At 40.2% G+C, this 22,506-nt stretch carries 26 protein-coding genes; 5 read left to right on the top strand and 21 right to left on the bottom strand.

Annotated features, from left to right (window positions below):
* Position 1: 1 nt before the first annotated feature.
* Positions 2-643, bottom strand: a complete 642-nt coding sequence (locus ACXYSK_RS01465) for an amino acid ABC transporter permease (protein WP_303943908.1) — start codon at positions 641-643, stop codon at positions 2-4.
* Between the two features lie 216 nt (positions 644-859).
* Here ACXYSK_RS01465 and plsY point away from each other — a divergent pair, with 216 nt between their 5' ends.
* Positions 860-1,501 carry a glycerol-3-phosphate 1-O-acyltransferase PlsY gene (gene plsY / locus ACXYSK_RS01460; protein WP_303943909.1) on the top strand — a complete coding sequence of 214 codons (642 nt, stop codon included), beginning with the start codon at positions 860-862 and terminating at the stop codon, positions 1,499-1,501.
* 31 nt (positions 1,502-1,532) lie between these two features.
* On the opposite strand, the gene ACXYSK_RS01455 is transcribed toward plsY, so the two are convergent.
* The 9 genes from ACXYSK_RS01455 to ACXYSK_RS01415 all read right to left on the bottom strand — a co-directional run bounded on the left by ACXYSK_RS01455 (position 1,533) and on the right by ACXYSK_RS01415 (position 9,631).
* Positions 1,533-2,489 carry an ABC transporter permease gene (locus ACXYSK_RS01455; RefSeq protein WP_254725629.1) on the bottom strand — a complete coding sequence of 319 codons (957 nt, stop codon included), beginning with the start codon at positions 2,487-2,489 and terminating at the stop codon, positions 1,533-1,535.
* A gap of 2 nt (positions 2,490-2,491) precedes the next feature.
* On the bottom strand, positions 2,492-3,550 hold the full coding sequence (locus ACXYSK_RS01450) for an ABC transporter permease (protein ID WP_254725627.1): 1,059 nt from the start codon (positions 3,548-3,550) through the stop codon (positions 2,492-2,494).
* Positions 3,543-5,078 (bottom strand): ABC transporter ATP-binding protein, encoded by a 1,536-nt coding sequence (locus tag ACXYSK_RS01445; protein ID WP_458624800.1) that lies wholly within the window; start codon positions 5,076-5,078, stop codon positions 3,543-3,545. Before ACXYSK_RS01445 ends, ACXYSK_RS01450 begins: the two co-directional genes overlap by 8 nt.
* Before the next feature lie 144 nt (positions 5,079-5,222).
* Positions 5,223-6,278: a BMP family lipoprotein gene (locus ACXYSK_RS01440; protein WP_458624799.1), complete on the bottom strand. Its 1,056-nt coding sequence runs from the start codon at positions 6,276-6,278 to the stop codon at positions 5,223-5,225.
* Between the two features lie 90 nt (positions 6,279-6,368).
* Complete coding sequence (locus tag ACXYSK_RS01435) at positions 6,369-6,758, bottom strand: cytidine deaminase (RefSeq protein WP_000246078.1); 390 nt, start codon at positions 6,756-6,758, stop codon at positions 6,369-6,371.
* Positions 6,745-7,407: a deoxyribose-phosphate aldolase gene (gene deoC, locus ACXYSK_RS01430; RefSeq protein ID WP_458624798.1), complete on the bottom strand. Its 663-nt coding sequence runs from the start codon at positions 7,405-7,407 to the stop codon at positions 6,745-6,747. Before deoC ends, ACXYSK_RS01435 begins: the two co-directional genes overlap by 14 nt.
* 17 nt (positions 7,408-7,424) lie before the next feature.
* Positions 7,425-8,708 (bottom strand): pyrimidine-nucleoside phosphorylase, encoded by a 1,284-nt coding sequence (locus ACXYSK_RS01425; RefSeq protein WP_458624797.1) that lies wholly within the window; start codon positions 8,706-8,708, stop codon positions 7,425-7,427.
* Positions 8,705-9,295 carry a class I SAM-dependent methyltransferase gene (locus ACXYSK_RS01420; RefSeq protein WP_302851803.1) on the bottom strand — a complete coding sequence of 197 codons (591 nt, stop codon included), beginning with the start codon at positions 9,293-9,295 and terminating at the stop codon, positions 8,705-8,707. Before ACXYSK_RS01420 ends, ACXYSK_RS01425 begins: the two co-directional genes overlap by 4 nt.
* A 57-nt stretch (positions 9,296-9,352) precedes the next feature.
* Positions 9,353-9,631, bottom strand: coding sequence for a 1,4-dihydroxy-2-naphthoate prenyltransferase (locus tag ACXYSK_RS01415; protein ID WP_458624796.1), 279 nt, complete (start codon positions 9,629-9,631; stop codon positions 9,353-9,355).
* A gap of 126 nt (positions 9,632-9,757) precedes the next feature.
* On the opposite strand from ACXYSK_RS01415, the gene coaA reads away from it, so the two are divergent.
* From coaA to ACXYSK_RS01400, 3 genes are all read left to right on the top strand, one after another.
* Positions 9,758-10,678 (top strand): type I pantothenate kinase, encoded by a 921-nt coding sequence (gene coaA, locus ACXYSK_RS01410; RefSeq protein WP_458624795.1) that lies wholly within the window; start codon positions 9,758-9,760, stop codon positions 10,676-10,678.
* A gap of 52 nt (positions 10,679-10,730) precedes the next feature.
* Positions 10,731-10,979: a 30S ribosomal protein S20 gene (gene rpsT, locus ACXYSK_RS01405; protein WP_029689628.1), complete on the top strand. Its 249-nt coding sequence runs from the start codon at positions 10,731-10,733 to the stop codon at positions 10,977-10,979.
* Between the two features lie 64 nt (positions 10,980-11,043).
* Complete coding sequence (locus ACXYSK_RS01400) at positions 11,044-11,550, top strand: DNA topology modulation protein (RefSeq protein WP_458624794.1); 507 nt, start codon at positions 11,044-11,046, stop codon at positions 11,548-11,550.
* A gap of 45 nt (positions 11,551-11,595) precedes the next feature.
* On the opposite strand, the gene ACXYSK_RS01395 is transcribed toward ACXYSK_RS01400, so the two are convergent.
* The 11 genes from ACXYSK_RS01395 to ACXYSK_RS01345 all read right to left on the bottom strand — a co-directional run bounded on the left by ACXYSK_RS01395 (position 11,596) and on the right by ACXYSK_RS01345 (position 21,837).
* Positions 11,596-12,327 carry an NAD-dependent protein deacylase gene (locus tag ACXYSK_RS01395; protein WP_458624793.1) on the bottom strand — a complete coding sequence of 244 codons (732 nt, stop codon included), beginning with the start codon at positions 12,325-12,327 and terminating at the stop codon, positions 11,596-11,598.
* Between the two features lie 151 nt (positions 12,328-12,478).
* Positions 12,479-13,189, bottom strand: a complete 711-nt coding sequence (gene deoD / locus ACXYSK_RS01390) for a purine-nucleoside phosphorylase (protein WP_458624792.1) — start codon at positions 13,187-13,189, stop codon at positions 12,479-12,481.
* A 522-nt stretch (positions 13,190-13,711) separates the two neighbouring features.
* Positions 13,712-14,422, bottom strand: a complete 711-nt coding sequence (locus ACXYSK_RS01385; RefSeq protein ID WP_458624791.1) for a type 1 glutamine amidotransferase — start codon at positions 14,420-14,422, stop codon at positions 13,712-13,714.
* Complete coding sequence (locus ACXYSK_RS01380) at positions 14,419-15,654, bottom strand: chloride channel protein (RefSeq protein WP_458624790.1); 1,236 nt, start codon at positions 15,652-15,654, stop codon at positions 14,419-14,421. Before ACXYSK_RS01380 ends, ACXYSK_RS01385 begins: the two co-directional genes overlap by 4 nt.
* A gap of 4 nt (positions 15,655-15,658) precedes the next feature.
* Entirely contained in the window at positions 15,659-16,468 is an 810-nt protein-coding gene (locus tag ACXYSK_RS01375) for a purine-nucleoside phosphorylase (RefSeq protein ID WP_458624789.1), read from the bottom strand.
* An 11-nt stretch (positions 16,469-16,479) separates the two neighbouring features.
* Positions 16,480-17,025, bottom strand: coding sequence for a DUF1697 domain-containing protein (locus tag ACXYSK_RS01370; protein WP_458624788.1), 546 nt, complete (start codon positions 17,023-17,025; stop codon positions 16,480-16,482).
* 1 nt (position 17,026) lies between these two features.
* Positions 17,027-18,238 carry a phosphopentomutase gene (locus ACXYSK_RS01365; RefSeq protein WP_458624787.1) on the bottom strand — a complete coding sequence of 404 codons (1,212 nt, stop codon included), beginning with the start codon at positions 18,236-18,238 and terminating at the stop codon, positions 17,027-17,029.
* A gap of 23 nt (positions 18,239-18,261) precedes the next feature.
* Positions 18,262-18,945 carry a ribose-5-phosphate isomerase RpiA gene (rpiA, locus tag ACXYSK_RS01360; protein WP_254725601.1) on the bottom strand — a complete coding sequence of 228 codons (684 nt, stop codon included), beginning with the start codon at positions 18,943-18,945 and terminating at the stop codon, positions 18,262-18,264.
* A gap of 103 nt (positions 18,946-19,048) precedes the next feature.
* Complete coding sequence (locus ACXYSK_RS01355) at positions 19,049-19,978, bottom strand: peptidase U32 family protein (protein WP_414264125.1); 930 nt, start codon at positions 19,976-19,978, stop codon at positions 19,049-19,051.
* A 109-nt stretch (positions 19,979-20,087) separates the two neighbouring features.
* On the bottom strand, positions 20,088-20,768 hold the full coding sequence (locus tag ACXYSK_RS01350) for an ABC transporter ATP-binding protein (protein ID WP_458624786.1): 681 nt from the start codon (positions 20,766-20,768) through the stop codon (positions 20,088-20,090).
* Between the two features lie 13 nt (positions 20,769-20,781).
* Positions 20,782-21,837 (bottom strand): ABC transporter permease, encoded by a 1,056-nt coding sequence (locus ACXYSK_RS01345; protein ID WP_458624785.1) that lies wholly within the window; start codon positions 21,835-21,837, stop codon positions 20,782-20,784.
* 370 nt (positions 21,838-22,207) lie between these two features.
* Here ACXYSK_RS01345 and ACXYSK_RS01340 point away from each other — a divergent pair, with 370 nt between their 5' ends.
* Complete coding sequence (locus ACXYSK_RS01340; RefSeq protein ID WP_045615148.1) at positions 22,208-22,483, top strand: DUF3270 family protein; 276 nt, start codon at positions 22,208-22,210, stop codon at positions 22,481-22,483.
* The last annotated feature ends 23 nt before the right edge of the window (positions 22,484-22,506 follow it).

The raw sequence follows: 22,506 nt of genomic DNA, 5'->3' as shown, positions 1-22,506 counted from the left end.
CCTATCTATAGTAGCTGAACTTTTTCTCAAGTTTCTTAGCTAGGATTGTAACAACACCAATCATTAGAAGATAGATAGCTCCCGCTAGAAACATCGGAATCAAGCTAGCATCACGATTGGCTGCAGTTCGACTGGCTAGGATTAAATCTGAAATACCGAGTGCATAAACCAAAGAAGTATCCTTAACCAAACTCATAACCTCGTTAAATACACTTGGTAGGACAATCTTGGTCACCTGGGGCAAGATGATATAGCGAACAGTATCGATAGGATTGAATTTTAAAACTTTCGCTGCCTCATATTGCCCCTGAGGAATAGTTGCAATCCCACCCCGGAATATTTCTGCAAAGTAGGCTGCATAATTAAGCGTGAAGGCAATAATGGCTGCTGGTACTCGGTCGAGTCGAATTCCGATACTTGGCAGGACATAATAAATAAAAATCAACTGCAAAAGTAAAGGGGTACCACGCATTACCCAGATATAGATGTCAATCATGTAATGGAGGGGTTTCCAATGGACCTGTAAGCAAAAGGCAACCAAAATGCCTAAAGGGATTGAAAAGAGTAAGACCAGTGCAAAAACTTGTAAAGTCATTGTCGCACCGCTCAATAAACTTGGTAATATCTCGAATAAGTAAGACATACTCCACCTCCTAAAAATAATTGTTCCCATTATAGCATAAATAAACATTAATTTAAAGCATTTCTGAAACTTTCATGAATTTTTAAAACTTTTCATTGATTTCTAATGACAAAAGTACTCATAAGTATCTTTTTCTACTTATCTCAAGTATCAGATGTCACAGTTTGAGAAAAAATTTAGTTCGGATTCTCTCTCATTTCATGGTATAATAGAAACATGATGACAATAGTATTATTAATTTTAGCTTATTTATTAGGTTCAATCCCTTCAGGACTGTGGATTGGACAAGCCTTCTTTAATATCAATCTAAGAGAACATGGGTCAGGTAATACTGGAACGACCAATACTTTCCGAATCCTTGGGAAGAAAGCTGGTATGGCAACCTTTGCTATTGATTTCTTTAAGGGTACTTTAGCCACTCTGCTCCCACTCATCTTCCATGTGCAGGGAGTTTCACCTATCGTCTTTGGACTCTTAGCAGTCATTGGACATACCTTCCCTATCTTTGCCAAATTTAAGGGTGGTAAGGCTGTTGCAACCAGTGCTGGAGTTATTTTTGGTTTTGCTCCTCTCTTTTGCCTTTATCTAGCAGTCATTTTCTTTGGAATCCTTTATCTGGGAAGTATGATTTCCCTCTCTAGTATTTCAGCTGCTATTGCTGCGATTATTGGAGTCCTTCTATTTCCTCTTTTTGGATTTATCTTGAGTAGTTATGACCTACTTTTCACTTTAATTATTATTGGTCTTGCAAGTCTGGTAATTGTGCGACATAAGGACAACATCAAACGGATCCAAAATAAAACAGAAAATATCATTCCTTGGGGACTTAACTTAACACACCAAGAACCAAAAAAATAAAACGTCAGTTTCAACTGACGTTTTTTTTATGTTATTTAGATTTGATATAGTTGATACCATCTGCCTTCGGCGCAACAGCTTTACCAAAGAAGGCTGCTAGAACGACAATGGTCAAGAGGTATGGCGCAATTTGCAAGTAAACGGCTGGAACTCCTTGCAAGAAAGGAAGTTGAGAGCCGATAACTGCCAAACTTTGTGATAGTCCAAAGAATAGACTTGACAGCATTGCACCAACAGGATTCCATTTACCGAAGATCATAGCTGCAAGAGCGATGAATCCAGGTCCGACGATGGTTGTAACTGAGAAGTTAACAGAGATTGATTGAGCGTAAATAGCTCCACCGATTCCTCCAAGGAATCCTGAAATCACAACTCCCAGATATCTCATCTTGTAGACATTAATCCCCAAAGTATCTGCTGCTTGTGGGTGTTCACCAACTGAACGAAGACGAAGTCCAAAGCGAGTCTTAAAGAGGATAAACCATGCTAAGAATGAGAAGGCAATTGCTAGATAACCAAGTAAACTTGTTGACTTAAAGAAGATATCTCCGATAACTGGGATATTAGCCAAAACAGGGAAATCAAAACGTCCAAAAGTTTGTGTTAAGTTGTCCGTTTGGCCCTTGTTATAAAGAACCTTTACCAAGAAGACTGCCAAAGCTGGCGCCATCAAGTTAAGTACGGTACCACTGACAACATGGTCAGCACGGAAATGAATTGTAGCCACTGCGTGAATCAGTGAGAAGATTGCTCCGACCAATCCACCAACTAGAAGAGCTAACCAAGGAGTTAATGCTCCCAAATCTTGTGCAAATTCAAGGTTAAAAACAACTCCAGAGAAGGCACCCATGACCATGATTCCTTCAAGACCAACGTTAACAACTCCACCACGTTCAGAGAAAACTCCTCCGATACTTGTGAAAATAAGTGGTGCTGAGTAAATCAACATTGAGGAAACCATAAGGGTTAACATTGTTGTAATCGACATCCTTATTTACCTCCTTTAAGTTGTTTTCTTGGTTTGACAAAGCGTTCGATGATGTAGTGAACACTGACAAAGAAGATAATTGAGGCTGTAACGATACTTACAAGCTCAGATGGTACTTGTGCAGCATTCATACCAGGAGCACCTACTTGAAGAACACTGAAAAGGAAGGCTGCAAATAGAATTCCAACTGGTGAGTTTGAAGCAAGCAGACTTACCGCCATACCATTAAATCCAACTGCCAATGATGAACCTTGTACGTAGACGTTTTGGAAGGTACCAAGTCCTTCTACTGCTCCACCAAGTCCTGCAAGGGCACCAGAAATAATCATTGATAGAATAATCGTACGTTTCGCTGAAATACCTGCATACTCAGAAGCATTTGGATTGAGACCAACAGCACGGATTTCAAAACCGAGAGTTGTCTTCTTAAGCAAGAACCAAATAACTGCTACTGCAATGATAGCAAAGAAAATCCCAATATTCATACGAGAGTTTCCTGTTAACTCAGCAAGCCAAGGTGTTTGATAGGTTGCGTTTGCACTTACTCGGATAGATGAGTCTGTACTTTGCATGATATCTTTTGGGAAAGAGTGGATAAAGGCGTTACTTGTATAGAGAACAATATAGTTCATCATGATGGTTACGATAACTTCAGATGTTCCCAGATAGGCTCTTAAAATACCAGGAATAGCACCAACGATTCCTCCAGCAACCAGAGCAATCACAACTGTCGCAAGAATCAACAATGGACGTGGCAAATCTGGATTAGAAAGAGCGAACCAACCACTCATAACCCAACCAGCGAGTGCTTGCCCTGGAAGACCAACGTTAAAGAAGCCAGCACGACTTGCAACTGCAAATCCTAGAGCAATCAAAACTAATGGCCCCATAGCACGGAAGATCTCACCAATCCCACGAACACTACCAAATGCTGTGTAGAACAACTCCTCATAACCCCAAATAGCATCGTAGCCAAAAATCCACATGACGATGGCTCCGAGTAAAATCCCTAAAATAACAGAAATCAAGGGAACAGAAATTTGTTGTATTTTTTTAGACATCACTCTTCTCCTTTTCCAATTCACCACCAGCCATCAAGACACCAAGCTCTTGCTTGTTGGTTGTTTCTGGCGTTACAATACCTTGAATCTTACCATCATGGATAACAGCGATTCTATCTGAGACATTTAGAATCTCATCTAGTTCAAAGCTGACAACAAGGACAGCTTTCCCATTATCACGTTCTTGAATCAAACGTTTGTGAATGTACTCAATGGCACCGACGTCCAAACCACGAGTTGGTTGGCTGACGATGAGGAGATCAGGATTTCGATCAACTTCCCGAGCAATGATAGCTTTTTGTTGGTTCCCCCCTGAAAGAGCTGATGCTGGTACAATCTCGCTAGCAGCACGAACATCGAACTCCTGCATTAATTTTTTCGCATAGTTAATGATGTTGGAATAATTTAAAATTCCCTTCTTACTAAACGGTTCTTTGTAGTAAGTTTGAAGGGCAATGTTTTCAGAAATCATCATTTCCAAAACCAAACCATCACGGTGGCGATCTTCAGGAACGTGACCAACACTCATTTCTGTGATTCGGCGAGGGTGTAAACCTACAATGGATTGACCTTTCAATTCCACACTACCAGACTCAATTTTACGAAGACCTGTGATTGCTTGGATCAATTCTGACTGTCCATTACCATCAATCCCAGCAATCCCGACAATCTCACCAGCTCGAACATCGAGTGAGAGATTTTTAACAGCAGGGACACCACGGTTTTCGTTTACTACTAGGTCTTTAATAGACAGAACAACTTCTTTTGGTTGAGCTTCCTGTTTCTCAGTTTTAAAGGAAACAGAACGTCCTACCATCATCTCAGCTAAGTCAGCGTTAGTCGCACCAGCAATCTCCACTGTTTCGATAGATTTACCACGACGAATAACGGTAACACGGTCAGATACAGCACGAATCTCATCCAACTTATGGGTAATCAAGATAATTGATTTACCTTCTTTAACCAAGTTCTTCATGATAGCCATCAATTCATCAATTTCTGATGGCGTTAAAACGGCAGTTGGTTCGTCAAATATAAGAATATCAGCTCCGCGATATAGTGTCTTTAGAATTTCGACACGTTGTTGAGCACCGACAGAGATGTCTGCTACTTTGGCGGTAGGATCCACAGCAAGACCATAACGATCCGATAGTTCGTTAATTTCTCGAGTTGCCCGAGCAATATCTAGGACACCATTTTTGGTTAATTCGCTTCCTAAAATGATATTTTCAGCAACAGTGAAAGCTTCTACCAACATAAAGTGCTGGTGAACCATTCCAATTCCTAGGCTAGCTGCTTTTGACGGAGAGTCTAGTTTTACAACTTGACCGTTAACCACAATTTCACCACTAGTTGGTTCTAGAAGCCCTGCTAGCATGTTCATAAGAGTGGACTTCCCAGCTCCATTTTCTCCTAAAAGTGCATGAATTTCACCTTTGCGCAGTTCTAGGTTAATCTTGTCGTTAGCAACAAATTCACCAAAAACCTTGGTAATTTCACGCATCTCAATGACATTTTCGTGTGCCATGTGCTCTTCCTTTCAGAGTTTTATTTTGTTTCAATAGAGCTTGTTAAAATAAAATCTTAACAAGCTCTATTGAGACAAAATTAATTTGCCCCAATTCTTAAAGAAGCGGCCCAAGGCCGCTTCCTAAGAAATGACTTCCTTCAATTATTTTTCAGGAACTTTGATGCTACCATCAAGGATTTTAGCTTTTGCATCTTCAACAGCTTTTTTACCTTCTTCAGAAAGGTTAGTTACTGCCAAGTCTACCCCTTTATCCTTCAATGAGTAAACGATAACTTGACCGCCAGGGAATTCACCTTTTTCAGCTTTGTTGGCAAGGTCTTTTACAGCTGTACCAACTTGTTTCAAAGTAGAAGCAAGTACGAAGTTAGCTTCTTTACCGTCTTTAGAAGTATATTTACCTTCTTCAACTTGGTCGCGGTCTACACCGATAACCCAAACTTTTTCGCTTTCGTTTTTGCTTTCATTCAAAGATTTAGCTTCTGAGAAGACACCTGCACCAGTACCACCAGCTGCTTGGTAGATTACGTCTGCACCTGCAGCGTATTGAGCTGCAGCGATTGTTTTCCCTTTAGCGGCATCACCAAATGAACCAGCGTAGTCTACTTGAACTTTGATAGATGGGTCAACTGACTCAACACCAGCTTTGAAACCAGCTGCGAAACGAGAAATAACTTCAGATTCCATACCACCTACAAAACCAACTTGTTTTGTCTTAGTAGTTTTAGCTGCAGCCACACCTGCAAGGTATGCTGCTTCGTTATCAGCAAAAGTAGCACTTACAACATTTTTTTGGTCTTTAATCACATCGTCAATCAGAACATAGTTTAAATCTGTATGTTCTTTGGCAGCATCAGCAACTGCATTTTTAAGTGCAAAACCAATTCCATAGATCAAGTTGTAGTTTCCAGCTGCTTGTTGCAAGTTGTTTGCGTAGTCAGCTTCACTTGTTGATTGGAAGTAAGTGTAACCTTTATCTTTTTCAAGGTTGTGTTCTTTACCCCAAGCTTGAAGACCTTCCCAAGCTGATTGGTTAAAGGATTTATCATCAACACCACCTGTATCTGTAACGATAGCTGCTTTAGTCTTCACATCAGAAGAAGATGAAGCCGCGTTACGAGAAGAGCGATTACCACATGCAGCAAGTCCAAATGCTGCTACTGCAACTAGACCAAGGCCTAGCCATTGTTTTTTGTTCATTACTGAACCTCCTAAATAAGATGCGCAACAAAGTTGCAAGTATGGATTGATTGGCCACAAGGACCCTTGCCACTCAGTGAGTGACACAGACTATTGCAAGTCTGTAAACGAATATGGAAGTAATTCCCCGACCGTCATCTCGACCGTCGTTTTATCTTTGGCGACTAGAGTCACCTTTAGATCTGGTTTAAAAAATTCGACCATAACCTGTCGGCAAGCACCGCAAGGCGAAATAGGTTTCTCAGTTTCTCCATAGACAATCAATTCTGAAAACTCTCGTTGTCCTTCAGAAACAGCCTTAAAGATAGCTGTTCTTTCGCCACAGTTGGTCAAGGGATAGCTAGCATTTTCAATGTTAACCCCTGTATAGATACTTCCGTCCTTGGCTACCAAAACAGCGCCAATAGGAAAATGTGAGTAGGGAACGTAAGCTTTTTTACTAGTTTCAATCGCTAAATCAATCAACTCAGTAGTCGCCATCAGCCAACTCTCCTTTTAAGATTGCTACACCAGAAGATGTTCCGATTCGTGTAGCCCCCGCTTCAACAAAGGCAACTGCATCTGCATACGAGCGAGCTCCTCCAGCAGCCTTAACACCCATATCAGGTCCAACTGTCTGACGCATTAATTGAACATCTGGCAAAGTAGCTCCTCCAGTTGAGAAACCTGTAGAAGTTTTGACAAAGTCTGCTCCAGCTTTCTGGGCTAGCTGACAAGCCAGAACTTTTTCTTCATCTGTTAACAAACAAGCTTCAATAATAACCTTAACAAGTTTGTCTCCGCTTGCTTCAACAACAGCACGAATATCTGACTCAACTAATGCAGCATTTCCTGATTTGAGTGCGCCAACATTGATAACCATATCAATTTCGTCAGCACCATTTTGGATGGCTTCTTTGGTTTCGTAGGCTTTAACAGCTGAAGTTGTAGCACCAAGAGGAAAACCTACAACTGTACAAACCTTGACATCAGTATTTTCTAGACCAGTCTTTGCGCGAGAAACCCAGCAAGGATTCACACAAACACTGGCAAAATCGTACTCTCTTGCTTCAGATAGCAAACGATCGATTTGTTGTTCAGTCGCATCTTGCTTCAAAAGCGTATGATCAATGTATTTATTTAATTTCATTTCGGATTTTCCTTAAATCAGGAGATAATTTCAATTATTTCACGCGTTTTTATCGCTTCATCACTTATTTTAATTTTAACATATTTTTGGAAATCTGTAACTAGTTCCGGAGAAATTTTGCCATTTGCATATACTTTTGCTACAATTTCACCTTTTTTGACTGATTCTCCAACTTTCTTGTCAAAAACAATACCAGTCTCGTAGTCAAGTTGATCTGTTTTTACAGCACGTCCAGCACCCAGTCTCATAGCGTATAAACCAAACTCCATAGCTGGTAGTTCTGCAATAATACCATCTTCCTGAGCAGGAATTTCTAGCACATGATCAACTATTACAGATCGATAAAGATCTTCTAAATCTCCACCTTGAGCGAGGACCATCTCTTCAAACTTCTTAAGTGCCTGACCATTTTCAAGATGTTGCCTTACTTCCTCGACTGTTTTTTCAACATTTGCCAGAGACAGCATAATCTGAGCTAACTCACAGATAAAGTGGCTGATATCCTCGCGCCCTTTACCCTGAAGAATTTCTAGTGCTTCTAGAATTTCCAAGCGATTCCCAATGGCACGTCCCAAAGGTTGACTCATATCCGTAATGACTGCTACTGTCTTACGACCTACAGCCTTACCAAGGTTTACCATGGTTTGAGCCAATTCACGCGCCTCGTCGACTGTCTTCATAAAGGCACCTTCACCAACCGTTACATCCAGTAAAATAGCATCGGCTCCAGCAGCAATTTTTTTACTCATGACAGAACTAGCAATCAAGGGAATCGTATCAACTGTCGCAGTTACATCACGAAGCGCATAGAGAAGCTTATCCGCTTTGACTAGTTGGTCTGATTGACCGATAACTGAAACTCCAATATTCTGAACTTGTTTGATAAAGTCATCTTGACTTCGCTCTACTTGAAATCCCTTGATGGATTCTAATTTATCAATCGTACCGCCAGTATGTCCTAAACCTCTACCACTCATCTTGGCAACAGGCACACCAAAACTAGCGACTAAAGGAGCTAAAATCAATGTAACCTTATCTCCCACTCCACCAGTAGAGTGTTTATCAACCTTTATACCCTCAATAGCTGATAAATCAAATTCTTGACCTGTTTTAACCATATTCATGGTTAAGTCAGAAATCTCTCTCGTGGTCATGCCTTTAAAATAAACAGCCATAGCAAAGGCAGACATCTGGTAGTCAGGAACTGTTCCTTCAACATAGCCTTCAATCAGCCATTGGATTTCACTCGAACTCAGTTCTTGTCCATCTCTTTTTTTCTGGATTAGATCTACTGCTCTCATTCTTTCACACTTCTAAGGATATAATATCCCTTATCTTTTTTTACAACCTCGCAGTTGCCAAATACTTCTTCCATCTTGTTTTTGGCACTTGGAGCTCCTTGTTTTTTCTGGATAACAATGGTTAAATCTCCACCGTCTACAAGATAATCAATGCTTTTCTCGATGATTTCATGAACAACTTGCTTGCCTGCACGAATGGGTGGATTCGAAATGACATGATCAAATTGTCCTTCTACCTGCTCATAAATATTAGACTGGAAAATAGTCGCTTGAACATTGTTTTTTACTGCATTTTGCTGGGCCAAATCCAGGGCACGATTATTGATATCCACCATGGTTGCTTGGGCACCATAAGCTTTGACTAAAGACAAGCCGATGGGACCATAGCCACAACCAACATCAAGGATTTTTTCACCTTTTTCGACATCTAGACATCTTAACAACAACTGACTTCCGAAATCAATCATTTTTTTACTAAAGACACCAGCATCTGTCAAAAATGTCATCTTTTGCCCAAGTAGGTCAACTCTAAGTTCATGAATATCGTGAGCTGCATCGGGGTTTTCTGCATAATACATTTTACTCATAGGATTATTTTACCATAAAATTTAGATATTTTAAATCGTTTACACGGTCTATACCAACTAAGGCCCTAAGAAGAGATAACCTAGGAACATACTAATAAAAAATGAAAATAGACAAGCTAGACCAATCAATATCAGCCACCATTTCTTTAACAAAAATGCTAAGAAAATATAGAGAATTCCTAAAGCTGGTAATAGCTTAAAAAATACAAAATAGAGCCAGTTGATATTAAATCTTCCAATAGAAATATCAAAGTTCCATAAAATTGCCGATATCCATAAAAGGACGACTAATAAAATAGAGCCAGCCAATTTTTTATCAGTTAAAAATTTTGCCATAACCCCACACTCCTTTATTGGTATTCCTTAGCTTTATTTTAACAAAGAAAGCGCTCTGATTCAAATCTTTTATTCCCCGTTTAAATTAGAAATATGTTATACTAGGGGGGTTAATGAGGAAAAATTATGACGAACGAATTTTTGCATTATGAAAAAATCAGCCGAAGAACATGGCAATCTTTACATCGTAAAACAACTCCACCTTTGACTGAAGACGAATTGGATTCTATCAAAAGTTTTAACGACCAAGTCAGCTTGGATGATGTAACAGACATTTATTTACCACTTGCGAATCTGATTCAAATCTACAAGCGTTCAAAAGAAGACCTTGCATTCTCTAAAAGTATTTTCCTTCAAAGAGAAAGTAAAATCCAGCCCTTTATCATTGGTGTATCAGGGAGTGTGGCTGTTGGAAAATCTACTACAAGTCGTCTTTTACAAATATTGCTTTCACGTATTGTTCCTGGAGCTACAGTAGAGTTAGTTACAACTGATGGTTTCCTATTCCCTAATGATACCTTAATCGAACGAGGTATTTTGACTAGGAAAGGTTTCCCAGAAAGTTATGACATGGAAGCTCTCATCAATTTCCTTGATCAACTTAAGAATGGTCAAGATGTTGATATCCCAGTCTACTCTCATGAAATCTACGATATCGTCCCAGAACAAAAGCAACTAGTAGAAGCCGCTGATTTTGTAATTGTTGAAGGAATTAATGTTTTCCAAAATCCTCAAAATGCTCGTCTCTATATAACTGATTTCTTTGATTTTTCAATTTATGTTGACGCATTTGTAGAGGATATCGAGAGTTGGTATTTAGATAGATTCCTAAAATTATTAAGTTTGGCTCAGGATGATCCTGATAGCTACTACTATAGCTACACTCAGCTACCTTTAGGTGAAGTAAAGGATTTAGCTCACCAAGTTTGGACAAGTATTAATCTGATTAACCTCCAAAACTATATAGAACCGACACGAAATCGGGCTGAAGTTATTCTTCATAAGTCTAAAAATCACGAAATTGATGAAATTTATTTAAAAAAATGATTTCCCCTTGTCAAAATAACAGTTTTCAGATATAATGGTATAGTTAGTAAATATGGAGGTAAGAACATTGGCAAACATTAAATCAGCTATCAAACGCGCTGAATTGAACGTTAAACAAAACGAAAAGAACTCAGCACAAAAATCAGCTATGCGTACTGCTATCAAAGCTTTTGAAGCAAACCCATCTGAAGAACTTTACCGTGCTGCAAGCTCAGCTATCGATAAAGCAGAAACTAAAGGTTTGATCCACAAAAACAAAGCTAGCCGTGATAAAGCACGTCTTGCTGCTAAACTTGGTTAATCAAGACTAAAAACAAAATGAGCTCTACGGAGCTTTTTTTGTACCAAATTTTAGAGGGAATAACATGAAAATTTCTATAATTGGATACTCTGGGTCAGGAAAATCAACTCTAGCAGATAAACTTGCCACTTACTACTCCATTCCTAAACTCCATATAGATACTCTCCAATTTCAACCAGGATGGCAAGAAAGTAATCGAGATTGGATTCTAAAAGAAATGCAGACTTTTTTAGCGAAAAACGAGAACTGGGTTATTGATGGCAACTATACTTGGTGTTGCTATGAAGAAAGGATGGAAGAGGCTGACCAAATCATCTTTCTTAATTTTTCGTCCTGGTCTTGTCTTTTTAGAGCCTTTAGACGCTATCTCAAATATAGAGGCAAAGTTAGAGAAAGCATGGCAGCTGGCTGCCCTGAACAATTCAACTGGGAGTATATCCGCTGGATTCTCTGGGATGGTCGTAGCTCTGTACACAAAAATCAGTACAAAAGAATTTGTCTCGATTATACTCGAAAAATTACGATTATTAACAATCAAAGAGAACTAGATCAATTCTTAAATCAAAAATGAGGACTCAAAAATTGAGCCCTCATTTTATATATATTTTTGTATATTTTATTGTCTCAATTTAGAAAAGACTTCTCCAATTTTTCCCTCAATTACTAAATCAGCTTTACTGTCTTGAGGAGTACTTGACTTGTTTATAACAACAAGTTTTGAACCTGAGAAGTAATTAATCAAACTAGCTGCAGGATAAACAACCAAAGAAGTCCCACCAATAATCAATAAATCAGCTTTCTGGATAACTTGAGCCGCTTGACTAAAAACATCCATATCAAGAGGCTCCTCATAAAGGGTCACATCGGGTTTAACAACTTGGCCACAATCTAGGCAGTATGGAACAGGACCTTCGAGAGCCAAAAAACTATCTAAATTATAAAATCGATGACAACCAAGACAGTAATTACGGTCCACAGAACCATGTAGTTTCAAAACCTTCTGCGAACCTGCTATCTCGTGAAGACTATCGATATTTTGAGTTACAACAGCCTTCAGCTTACCGGCCTTTTCTAATGAAGCCAGATAATAATGGGCTAAATTTGGCTTAGCTTCTGGATATACGAGATGTTTTTTATAAAAATCGAAAAATTCCTCTGGATAACGTACAAACATAGTATGAGAAACTAATTGTTCCGCAGAAAAATGCCTACCTAACTTAAGACTATATAAGCCATCTGAACTACGAAAATCAGGGATATTAGATTCAGTAGAAACCCCAGCTCCACCGAAAAAAACAATGCTTTGACTTTGGTCTATCAGTTCCTGTAATTGTTCAATTTTATCCATCTTACTTCTCCTTCAGTCTTCAGTTCGAAAAAAGTTGAAAACCATTAGCTATTACCAACTGGGCTTTCAACTTTATTTGATGATTATTGGATATCAAGCTCACAGCCATTAAAAATCGCAAGCAAGAAGATTAGCTTCAAAGCCAAGATTCTTATTCAGCAATCAATGTTTCCAAACCAACTTTCATCATATCTGTGAAAGTATTTTGACGTTCTTCAGCCGTTGTATCTTCATCTGGATTGACCAAGCTATCAGAAATGGTCATAATGGCAAGGGCATCCACATGGTGTTGAGCAGCAAGGTAGTAGAGGGCTGCTGCTTCCATTTCCACAGCTTTCACACCCCATTTACCAAGCTCGATGTTCTTTTCAAAGTAGTTTGAATAGAAAACATCTGATGACAAGACATTTCCAACGTGGGTCGTCATGCCAAGGTCTTTGGCAATATGGTAGGCTTTATCTAGCAAATCAAAACTAGCGATTTGTGGGAAGTCGTATTGAGGCCAGTCGTTGCGGATGATGTTTGAGTTGGTTGCAGCAGCTTGCGCCAAGACCAATTCACGGACGTGAACATCCTCATTTAAAGAACCAGCAGTTCCGACACGAATCAATTTCTTCACGCCGTAGTCGACAATCAACTCACGCGCATAGATAGAGATTGAGGGCATTCCCATCCCAGTTCCCATGACAGAAACACGGTGACCCTTGTAGGTACCAGTGTAACCAAACATGTTCCGAACTTCGTTGAAACAAACAGCATCCTCAAGGAAATTCTCCGCGATAAATTTCGCACGAAGAGGATCTCCAGGAAGAAGAATTTTTTCAGCAATTTCACCTTGATTAGCAGCAATATGGATAGACATAATATAAGATACCAAACCCGTCAAAAAGCGAAGGGAAAATAGGAGTTGGGCGCAGTGAGCGATGCTCGCTAGACCAACTATCTTTTTTCCACTGCTTTTAGGGTGGGTTCAATTCCTTTCTTTCTTAATTTTGATGATTTAGAGGAGAGTAATCAGTATTCAGTTCAGCGAATACGGTAAACCCATCCTTTCTTTTTTTATTAAGTAATTTGGAGAGCGACCAGAAAGCGACTGAAAAATAGGAATCTGACGAGAAATCCTGATTTCTCAGTCAAATTATCTATTTCCGAGCTTTCCGATCGGGTTCAAATCAGAACACATGCTCTACCTTTCTATAAGATACCATGCCCGTAAAAAGCACAGTTAAAATAGGGGATGGACGCAGCAAGTACTGGACTTGCAAGTCAATCAATCTTTTTCACACAGCTTTTAGGGCGGGTTCAATTGTAATTTGGTTTTGAAAGTTGAGGCTACCCCGGGTTCAATTTCAAACCCGAACTCCCTTTCCTTTCTTTTTTATATTTATTTTGTTAATGAGTCCAAAAATGCATAGAGTTTGGCATTCATTTCTCGATAATCGTAAGCACGAATGGATTCAGGTTTTTGAATAAATGTCAATTTTTGACTTTGTTCTTCCAAAACAGCTTCACTGTCAGCAGCGATCAAGAGATCAACTGCTTCTGAATCAAATTCCAAGTGGGCTTGGAAGGCATAGTGTTTAGGACTGAAGCGAATAATCTGACGTGGACACCCTTGACTGGTCGCAAGAACAACAGCATCTTCTGTCAATCCTGGCATATCGCCATGCCAGTGTCCTGTATTTAGAGTCGGTCCAAGAACTTTGACATGTTCATCTATTAAACCAGCTTCAGTAAGCGTTATTGGATAAACCCCAATCTCACGTTCCGGACTATGTTCATACTCTGCACCATAAGCAACAGATAGGAGCTGGGCTCCAAGACAGACCCCAACAATATAACGATCTGCCTTGATGGCTTTTTGAATCAACTGGATCTCTGCCTGAGGATCGTAGTATGGAAAAGCTTCCCTATCTTCATCTGGTGATTGAGGTCCTCCCATGACTATCAAAAAGTCAATATCATCCACTGACTCAGGTAGGGTTTCATTCTCATAGACTTTTGTCGTGGTCACCTGATGGCCACGCTCCTGCGCCCATTTTAGATAAGCGCCCGGCACTTCAAAGGTTTCATGCAGTACAAAATGTACCTTCATCGTTTCTTCTCCCATCTCTTTCGAATCACGTAAGACAGACTAGCTGCAAGTACAAGCGGGATAGTCAAATTCCAATTTTGGCCTGTAAATCCAAGGCTCAGGGCAATGGCTGTCAGAGGAGCTTTTAAGGTCGTCCCTAAAAAGACGGTCGCTCCTAGTAACATCCCTAGAGCAGGATCCAGATGAATCCCAACTACAGTCAAAAGCAAGGTCACTAGATAGCCAGATCCAATCCCTAAGGCAAATGATGGTGTCAAAGTTCCCCCATAAGCACCATTGCGCAAGAGGAGATAAACTAGAACCCCCTTCACTGCAAGAGTCAGTGGAAGATAAGGAATCGACTGGCTAGACAAGAGGGCTTGCGCTAGTACCTGGCCATTTCCCATAAAGATAGGGAAAAAGGCTACTAGGCTCCCAAGCAGTAGAAAGGCTAGAGGAAGAGCCCAAAGAATCGTCCCATCCTTCCGCCGTTTGTGACTAGCCCGCTTGGCTAGGAAATCAAAGACCAGAGCCAAGGGAGTGACCAAGAAAGCAATCACAATTGCCTGTAAGAAGCCGCTAGCCGACCATGAGACTGCGGACAGGTGATAAACGGCCTCCTGACCAACGATGGACTGAGCGACCCAGGTGGCCAGATAAGTACTGGTCAAAACCAGTAGAAGATTCTGCCAACTGAAGGCGAGCCCTAAGGTCTCAAAGACAAACAAGCTACTGGCAAAGGGAACCTGATATACCGCAGCCAAACCAGCTCCAGCACCGCAGGCGATCAAGACTTTTCGCTCTTTGAGAGCTAGTGAGAACCCCTTCGCCAAGTGACCAGCTAGAAGAGCCCCGACCTCACGTGGGGCTCCTTCTTTTCCGACCGATGCACCTGCTCCGACAATCGCAACCTGCATCCCTGCATGAAGGAGGTGGGCTAAGGGTGCTGGTCCCCTGTCTCCAGCTAAGTCAATTTGCTGGCGAATAGACAGGATCTTATAACGCCTTTGCAGGACAGACCAGAATCCAGCTGCCAAGCATCCAGTCATACACAAGACCAGAAATCTACGGAGACCTCCAGCTTCTTGAAATTGCTGGAGTAAATCCGACTTATTTTGGCCAAAAGCCAGCCCTTGCACCCCTTCAAGTAGATAATGACAGGCAATTCCGACCAAACCCGTCCCTATTCCTAATGATAAGGTGGCTAGAAGCAACCTCAGCCCATAGGGCAGACTTTGGAGTCGTGCTTTCATTTGATTAGAGTTCAGCAAGGATCGCTTTTAGCAATCCTTTGAAGTCGCCTTTGACACGCTCTGTCACTTCTACTACTTCTTCATGGTTAAGCTCTTCTTGGAAACCAGCCGCAAAGTTGGTAATACATGAAATACCAAGAACCTTCAAGCCAGAGTGTGCTGCAACGATAACCTCAGGAACTGTAGACATCCCAACAGCATCTGCACCAAGTGTCTTATAGGCACGAATTTCAGCTGGAGTTTCGTAAGTTGGACCAGTTACACCGATATAAACACCATCGTCAAGTTTAACACCAAGTTTTTCAGCAACTGCATGCGCTGTAGCACGATATTCTGGGGTGTAAGCCTTAGACATATCAGGGAAACGTGGACCGAAGTCATCCAAGTTTTCACCAATCAATGGGTTTTGACCCGTCATGTTGATGTGGTCTGAAATAGCCATCAAGGTACCAGGACCAAAGCCGATACCGCCAGCAGCATTGGTAACAATCACACCTTCACAGCCCAAAACTTTCATGACACGAACTGGGAAAGTCACCACTTCTAATGGATTTCCTTCGTAGAAATGGAAACGACCTTGAAGGGCTAAAACTTTACGTCCTGCAAGCTCACCGTAAACCAATTTACCAGCATGACCTACAACCGTTGAACGTCCCCAGTTAGGAATTTCAGCGTAGTCTACAACGACTGGATTTTGGATTTCTTCAGCTAGTTCTCCAAGACCTGATCCAAGGATTAAGCCAAACTCAGGCGCTTCAATTCCTTTACCTTTCAAAAAAGCAGCTGTTTCATTGATTTTTGCTAATAATGTCATTGCATATCTCCTTATTTATGTTTGAAAAATTGACCGATTTTGTCAAAGGTATTCGCGTTACGAATAGTAATTTTGCGATAAAAAGGCAACTTCAGTAGTTGTTTATGATAAGCTGTTTTAGCGTAGGTTTCTTCTGACAATTTTCCCCAGAAGATTCCATGCTTTCCGAAATGAAGAACTTCATCTAGAAGTTGTAGAGTTTTCACTTTCTCTACAACTGTTTCTACATGTAATCCTTCTGTATAAAAGAGCACATCCTTTCGAGCCATTTCTTGGAACCACCAAGCAGGGAGAGTTCTAAGCTCCTCTTCATAGTCTTCTTGAGATATCAAGGAAAAACTTTTGATAAATGGATAATGCACTTCAAAGAAGCCCTGCAAACTCTCAACTAAGAGAGTTCTAGCCTTACTGCTATCAAAGAAAATGTTGCCACTATTAATGTAAGTTTCAACATTTTCTAATCCCAACTCTGTCAATTCTTGACGAAGTTGCGCCATGACAACTTTATTTTTCCCACCTACATTAATGCCCCGAACAAGTAAAGCATATCGCGTCATCTTATACCAATTTATCTAAGAAACTTTCACCAATCATGGCAGTTTCAACACCAAAGTTATCCGCAACTGTTGCTGAGATATCTGCAAAATGTCCAACTGGAATGACACCATTTCCCTTAAAGCTAGGGCTGTATGCCAAGAGTGGGATATATTCACGAGTATGGTCAGTACCAGCATAGGTTGGATCGTTCCCATGGTCAGCAGTTATCAAAAGTAGATCATCTTCTCTCATTGCTGCCATAATTTCTTGCAATCGCTCATCAAACTCATGCAAGCAATCACGGTAACCATGAGGATCGCGACGGTGACCATAAAGGGCATCGAAGTCTACCAAGTTTGTGAATGAGAAACCTTCTTTAAAGTCTTCAGATTTCATAGCTTTAATCAAATTATCAATACCATGGCTGTTAGATTTATTATGGCCCATGTCATTGTTGATACCAGCACCGTTAAAGATATCATTAATCTTACCAACCGCATAGGTATCAATACCGGCTTCATTCAATTTGTCCAAAACAGTTGGCGCAAATGGTGATACAGCCAAGTCACGACGATTGGCAGTACGTGTGAAGTTTCCTGGCTCCCCAACGTATGGGCGAGCAATGATACGTCCTAGAAGAGCCGGACGTTCCAACGTAATGGAACGAGCGTATTCGCAAATACGGTACAATTCATCCAAAGGAATGATGTCTTCGTGAGCTGCAATTTGAAGAACTGGGTCAGCTGAAGTATAGATAATCAACTCTCCAGTTTCCATTTGTCGTGGTCCGAAATCGTCAATAACAGCTGTACCAGAATAAGGTTTGTTAGCTTCACGAATGACCTTACGACCTGAGAACTCTTCAATCTTGGTAATAATTTCTTCTGGGAATCCATTCCAGAAAGTATCAAAAGGTTCAGTGATATTAAGCCCCATGATTTCCCAGTGACCAGTCATGGTATCTTTCCCAAGTGATACTTCTTCTAGCTTAGTCGCATAACCAGTAGGGTTGCTTTCAGCTGGAACAGTCTTCAATGGTGTTTCGCGAGGAATATTTCCAAGACCAAGTTTTGCCATGTTTGGTACATCTAAACCTACAGCTTTTGAAATGTGCCCAAGTGTGTCTGCAGCTCCGTCTGGCACACCCGCATTGACAAAGTTATTAGCATCTGGTGCTGCACCGATTCCTACAGAATCTAATACTACCAAATGAATACGATTAAATTTTGGCATAGTGTGTCTCCTTATTGTTTTAATTATTTTGCTTTTGTTGAAGTTAAAATCTGAAGGCCATTTTGTCCAGCCACGATGACCTTATCAACCATCTGGTTGAACAAGCCGTGCTCAACGACACCAACGACGTGGTCCAATTCTTGCCCAAGAGCAATTGGATCTTCAATCACTTCCAAGGCCAAATCAATGATAAAGTTCTGCATATCCGTCACAAAACGTTGGCCATCCTTTTCACGGAAGCTCGGTTTATAGCCAGCTCGTTCAAATCGACGAAAGACTTGTTCGGCACCGTACTGAACAACCTCTACTGGCAATTTAAAAGCACCTAGTTTCTCGACCAGTTTGCTCTCATCCACGACCCAGATGTATTCTTTTGATGGGGTTGCGACGATCTTCTCCATGAGAAGGGCACCACCACCACCTTTGATGCCATTAAACTGACTATCTACTTCATCCGCACCATCCACAGTTAAGTCTACAAAGTCCACTTGATCAATCGACTTAAGAGGAATCTGGAGGCCTTCTGCCTGTTTGCTGGTTACACTAGAAGTCGTTACAGCTGTAATCTGTAAACCTTCTTCTTTGATACGACGACCTATTTCTTCGACGAAATAGTAGGCAGTGGAGCCAGTCCCAAGTCCGACAACCATACCATCTTTGACGAACTCGGCAGCCTTAATCCCTGCCATTTTTTTCAGATTTTCCACTTATATACCTCCAAATAGAGCTACTTCTATTATATCATGAATACGCTTCAAATTCATCCAAATATCAGAAAAACCCGAACATTTTATTTCGGGTTTTTGATGCTTATTTAACCATATCAGGGTCGTAGTCGTAAAATCCAGTATCAAGGAAACGATTTTTAGGGTGTAGCTTGCGAACTTCTTCATCTAGCAAAAAGGCTTGGTCATGTGTAAAGTTCCCTTCTTGAATCAAGTTGCGAGCTTGGATAAAGAGCTTGGCAATTTCCACAAAGTTTTGACCTGGAGTATAGAGACCTTCTAATTTCCAGTGGGTAAAGCCATGTTCTACCAATTCAGTTAATTTAGTCATCAAATCTAGGTCATTATTCGCAAAGATATGAGTTCCATGATTATCCTCAAAAATAGAGTAATGACTCTCTGGGTCACTCGGTTCTGCAAGGAACAAATCACGTTGACGAGTCTTTTCATCATCAATCTGTGTGAAGTTATAGTAGTTTTGCAAGAGTGGACGCTTAGAATGGTGGATAACACTAGCACCATAGACCAATACTTCTGCTGGAATTTCTAAAATTTCAGGCATTTTGAAAAGTTCAGCAGACGGGATTTCACGCGCCAAAACAGCTTCTGACGCTCCTGCTTTTTGTCCCCAGAAATTAATCTGACGACTGCTAGTGACCATGGTTGATGCGTCATAGATGGTTTTAAAAGAATAACCATCACGGTTGACCACATAAAATACTCCTGCATCTCCAACAGTAATATAGTCCGTCTTGATTTCCTCTAGAAAGTCCAAGAATGGCTTAATACGGTCCATCATGTCTTGGTGCATGAGGGCATTGACCGCAACGATTAATTCCTTACCTGCATCATGAACGATTTTTGCGATTTCACGCAATTCTTCATGACTAAATGTTGTCGGCAAACGAAGTCCAAAATCTTTTTCACCGACATAAATGCGATCGACACCAGCCTCGAGTAGCTGTTTTACTTGTTCAATACTTTCAGCAGTTGCTGTAATGATAATCTTTTCCATAGAGAAAATTATACCACATTTCCAAAAAATCAGCTATATAGAAAAGTGAGTCTTATGATGCGAAATTTCAAAAAAGTGAACTGCATCAATGGCAGTTCACTTTTTCGTATTATACTTGTGTCTTTTCAACAAGTCGTCCATCATCCATAACATAAACACGGTCAACCTTATCCAGCAAGCGAGTATCATGCGTAATCATGACAACTCCCCTGCCTTGCTCATGGGCAATTGAAGCCAGCATATCTGTAACCTGGTAAGCACGTTGTGTATCCAAGCTGGCTGTTGGCTCATCTGCAAGTACAATACTCGGATTATTGTATAGGGCTCTAGCAATTGCGGCTCGTTGGCGTTCTCCACCTGAGAGAGCTTTGGGATAGTGGTTTTGAACCTTGTCCAAATCCAACAAACTGAACAACTCTTGTCGGTCACTTTTTATAGATTTCTTTTTATCCAAACGGTCAATTAAATCTAATTGCTCCTTGACTGTTAAAAAGGGAATCAGATTTGAAGCCTGGAGGATAAATCCAAATTCACTAAAGCGCAAATCCGTTTTTTCTTTTTCTGTTAGGTTTCCAGTCTCTTTTCCCTTTACCAGAATCTTGCCACTTGAAGCTTCCTGTAGTTGGCCTAGAGTCGTTAAAAAGGTTGTTTTGCCCGACCCAGAAGGCCCCACAATCGCTACAAACTCACCAGCATTCAGCTGAAAATTGGTCTCATGAAGAGCTGTCACTTTCATATTACCTTCGCCATATGTTTTTGTCACTTGAATCATCTCAATTAATCTAGTCATGTCATTCTCCTTATCATTCTGCAATGGCCGTAATTGGATCTACTTTTAGCAGACGAGGAAGCGAAATGACGCCTCCTAGAAGAGCCATCAAGCAGATGACCAGGCTTAACACAAAGTATGCCAACCAACTAGGGTAGAAAAAGAAGGTTGCAGGTAAGACTAAAATGACAGCCCAAATGGCTAGTAAGGCCAATCCGATACCCAAAGCAGATAAAAGAAAAATCTGACAGAAAAGGGACCAAACGATGGATTTTATCTGAATTCCTTGTGCTCGCATAATACCATAGAGGCCTAATTTTTGAATGGTAATGATATAAATAAAAATCCCTACAATCAGACCCGTTATGACTATCATTGCTAGAATCATTCCTGAGAATACATTGACCTGAGGTGTATAACCAGGAATTTTTGAAATCATTTTTTGAATAGAAATCTGCTTCAAGCCATCACCAGTCACTTCTACATCATTTTGCAATACCAATGCAGAGATAGAACGATTGGCTTTTGTCGTTCCTTGTAAATTCCAATACGTTGTTAAGCTCGTAAAGACAACAGGTTCTGTGAAAAATTTATTTCCTTTGGTCAAACCTACAATCTTAAAACTTGTCTCACTTCCGTTGAGTTGAATTGCGTCCCCAAGTTTGATGCCATAATTTTCAAAAGACTGATCCACTACAACTTCTTGGTCATTTTCTGGGTAATGACCTTCAATCAAGGCCGGAGATATAAAACTGTCCCACTCTTGACCGAAAATAGAGACATTAATCTTGTCACTACTATCAACAAGGTTTGTTACCGCAAACATATAGCTTAGGGGAACAGCATCCTCAGAAACCTTATCCTTGTAGTCTTTTTCAGGTATAAAGGATGCAGTCAAATTGTCATTTGCATAATCGGATAGCACAACTCCTGTTGCTTGCCAATTATCGATAGCAGCCCTATTATTTCGAACGAGTCCTAAAGCCAAACTAGTCATAAAAAAGACCATAAAAGCAATTAGAAAAATGGTAGTTAGAATTAAACTGTAACGCAGTTTATTCTGTAAAATTTCTTTGATAGCAAGATACATGCCAATCTCCTTTAAGTATTCTGTTGTCGGGAAAATTCAACTTCCCTCTACACATAGCACTAAAGATAGAAAACTATCTCGTCATGAACAACTAGAATCAATTTAAAAGAATCCTGTCCTTACTTCGAAATTAAATTTATTTGCATCTGTGTATGATTTTTATTCGTTTTAACCATCAAATTTCCCCTCGTTGAAATAAGAGAAAAATAATAAAGTTTAAACGGTTTACTCATCCTATCATTTTCCCATCAGCATGTCAAGAAAACCGAAATTGGCCCTGATAACAGATTTTATGCAATTTGTAACCATTCTGTAATAATTCTCTCTTTAAAAAGTGATAAAATAGTAATGTACTGTTAAGGAGAGAAATATGCCCGCTAGAAAATTACACCCGTATGAGTTTGAACAAGAAAGTGTAAAAACTGCTCAGTTTCAAGATTATGTTCCAGAAAATGCTTCTGTTGCTAGTGTAAAGGAAGTTCTATTTTTTGTAAACATCGCTTGCTTCTGCGTCTTTTTAGCGATTTTTAGCTTTTTGTTCTTATCACTAAAAGTAAACACTGTGTTATCATTTGCTTTGGCTATTGGTCTTAGTCTTGTAGCATTGCAATTTCAGCGTACTTTTATCAAGAAAAAATTCAAATAAAAACCTTCGATGAATCGAAGGTT

The organism is Streptococcus sp. V919 (assembly GCF_054353475.1).
The sequence above is the reverse complement of the archived record's forward strand: the minus strand, read 5'-3'. Positions and strand labels throughout refer to the sequence as shown.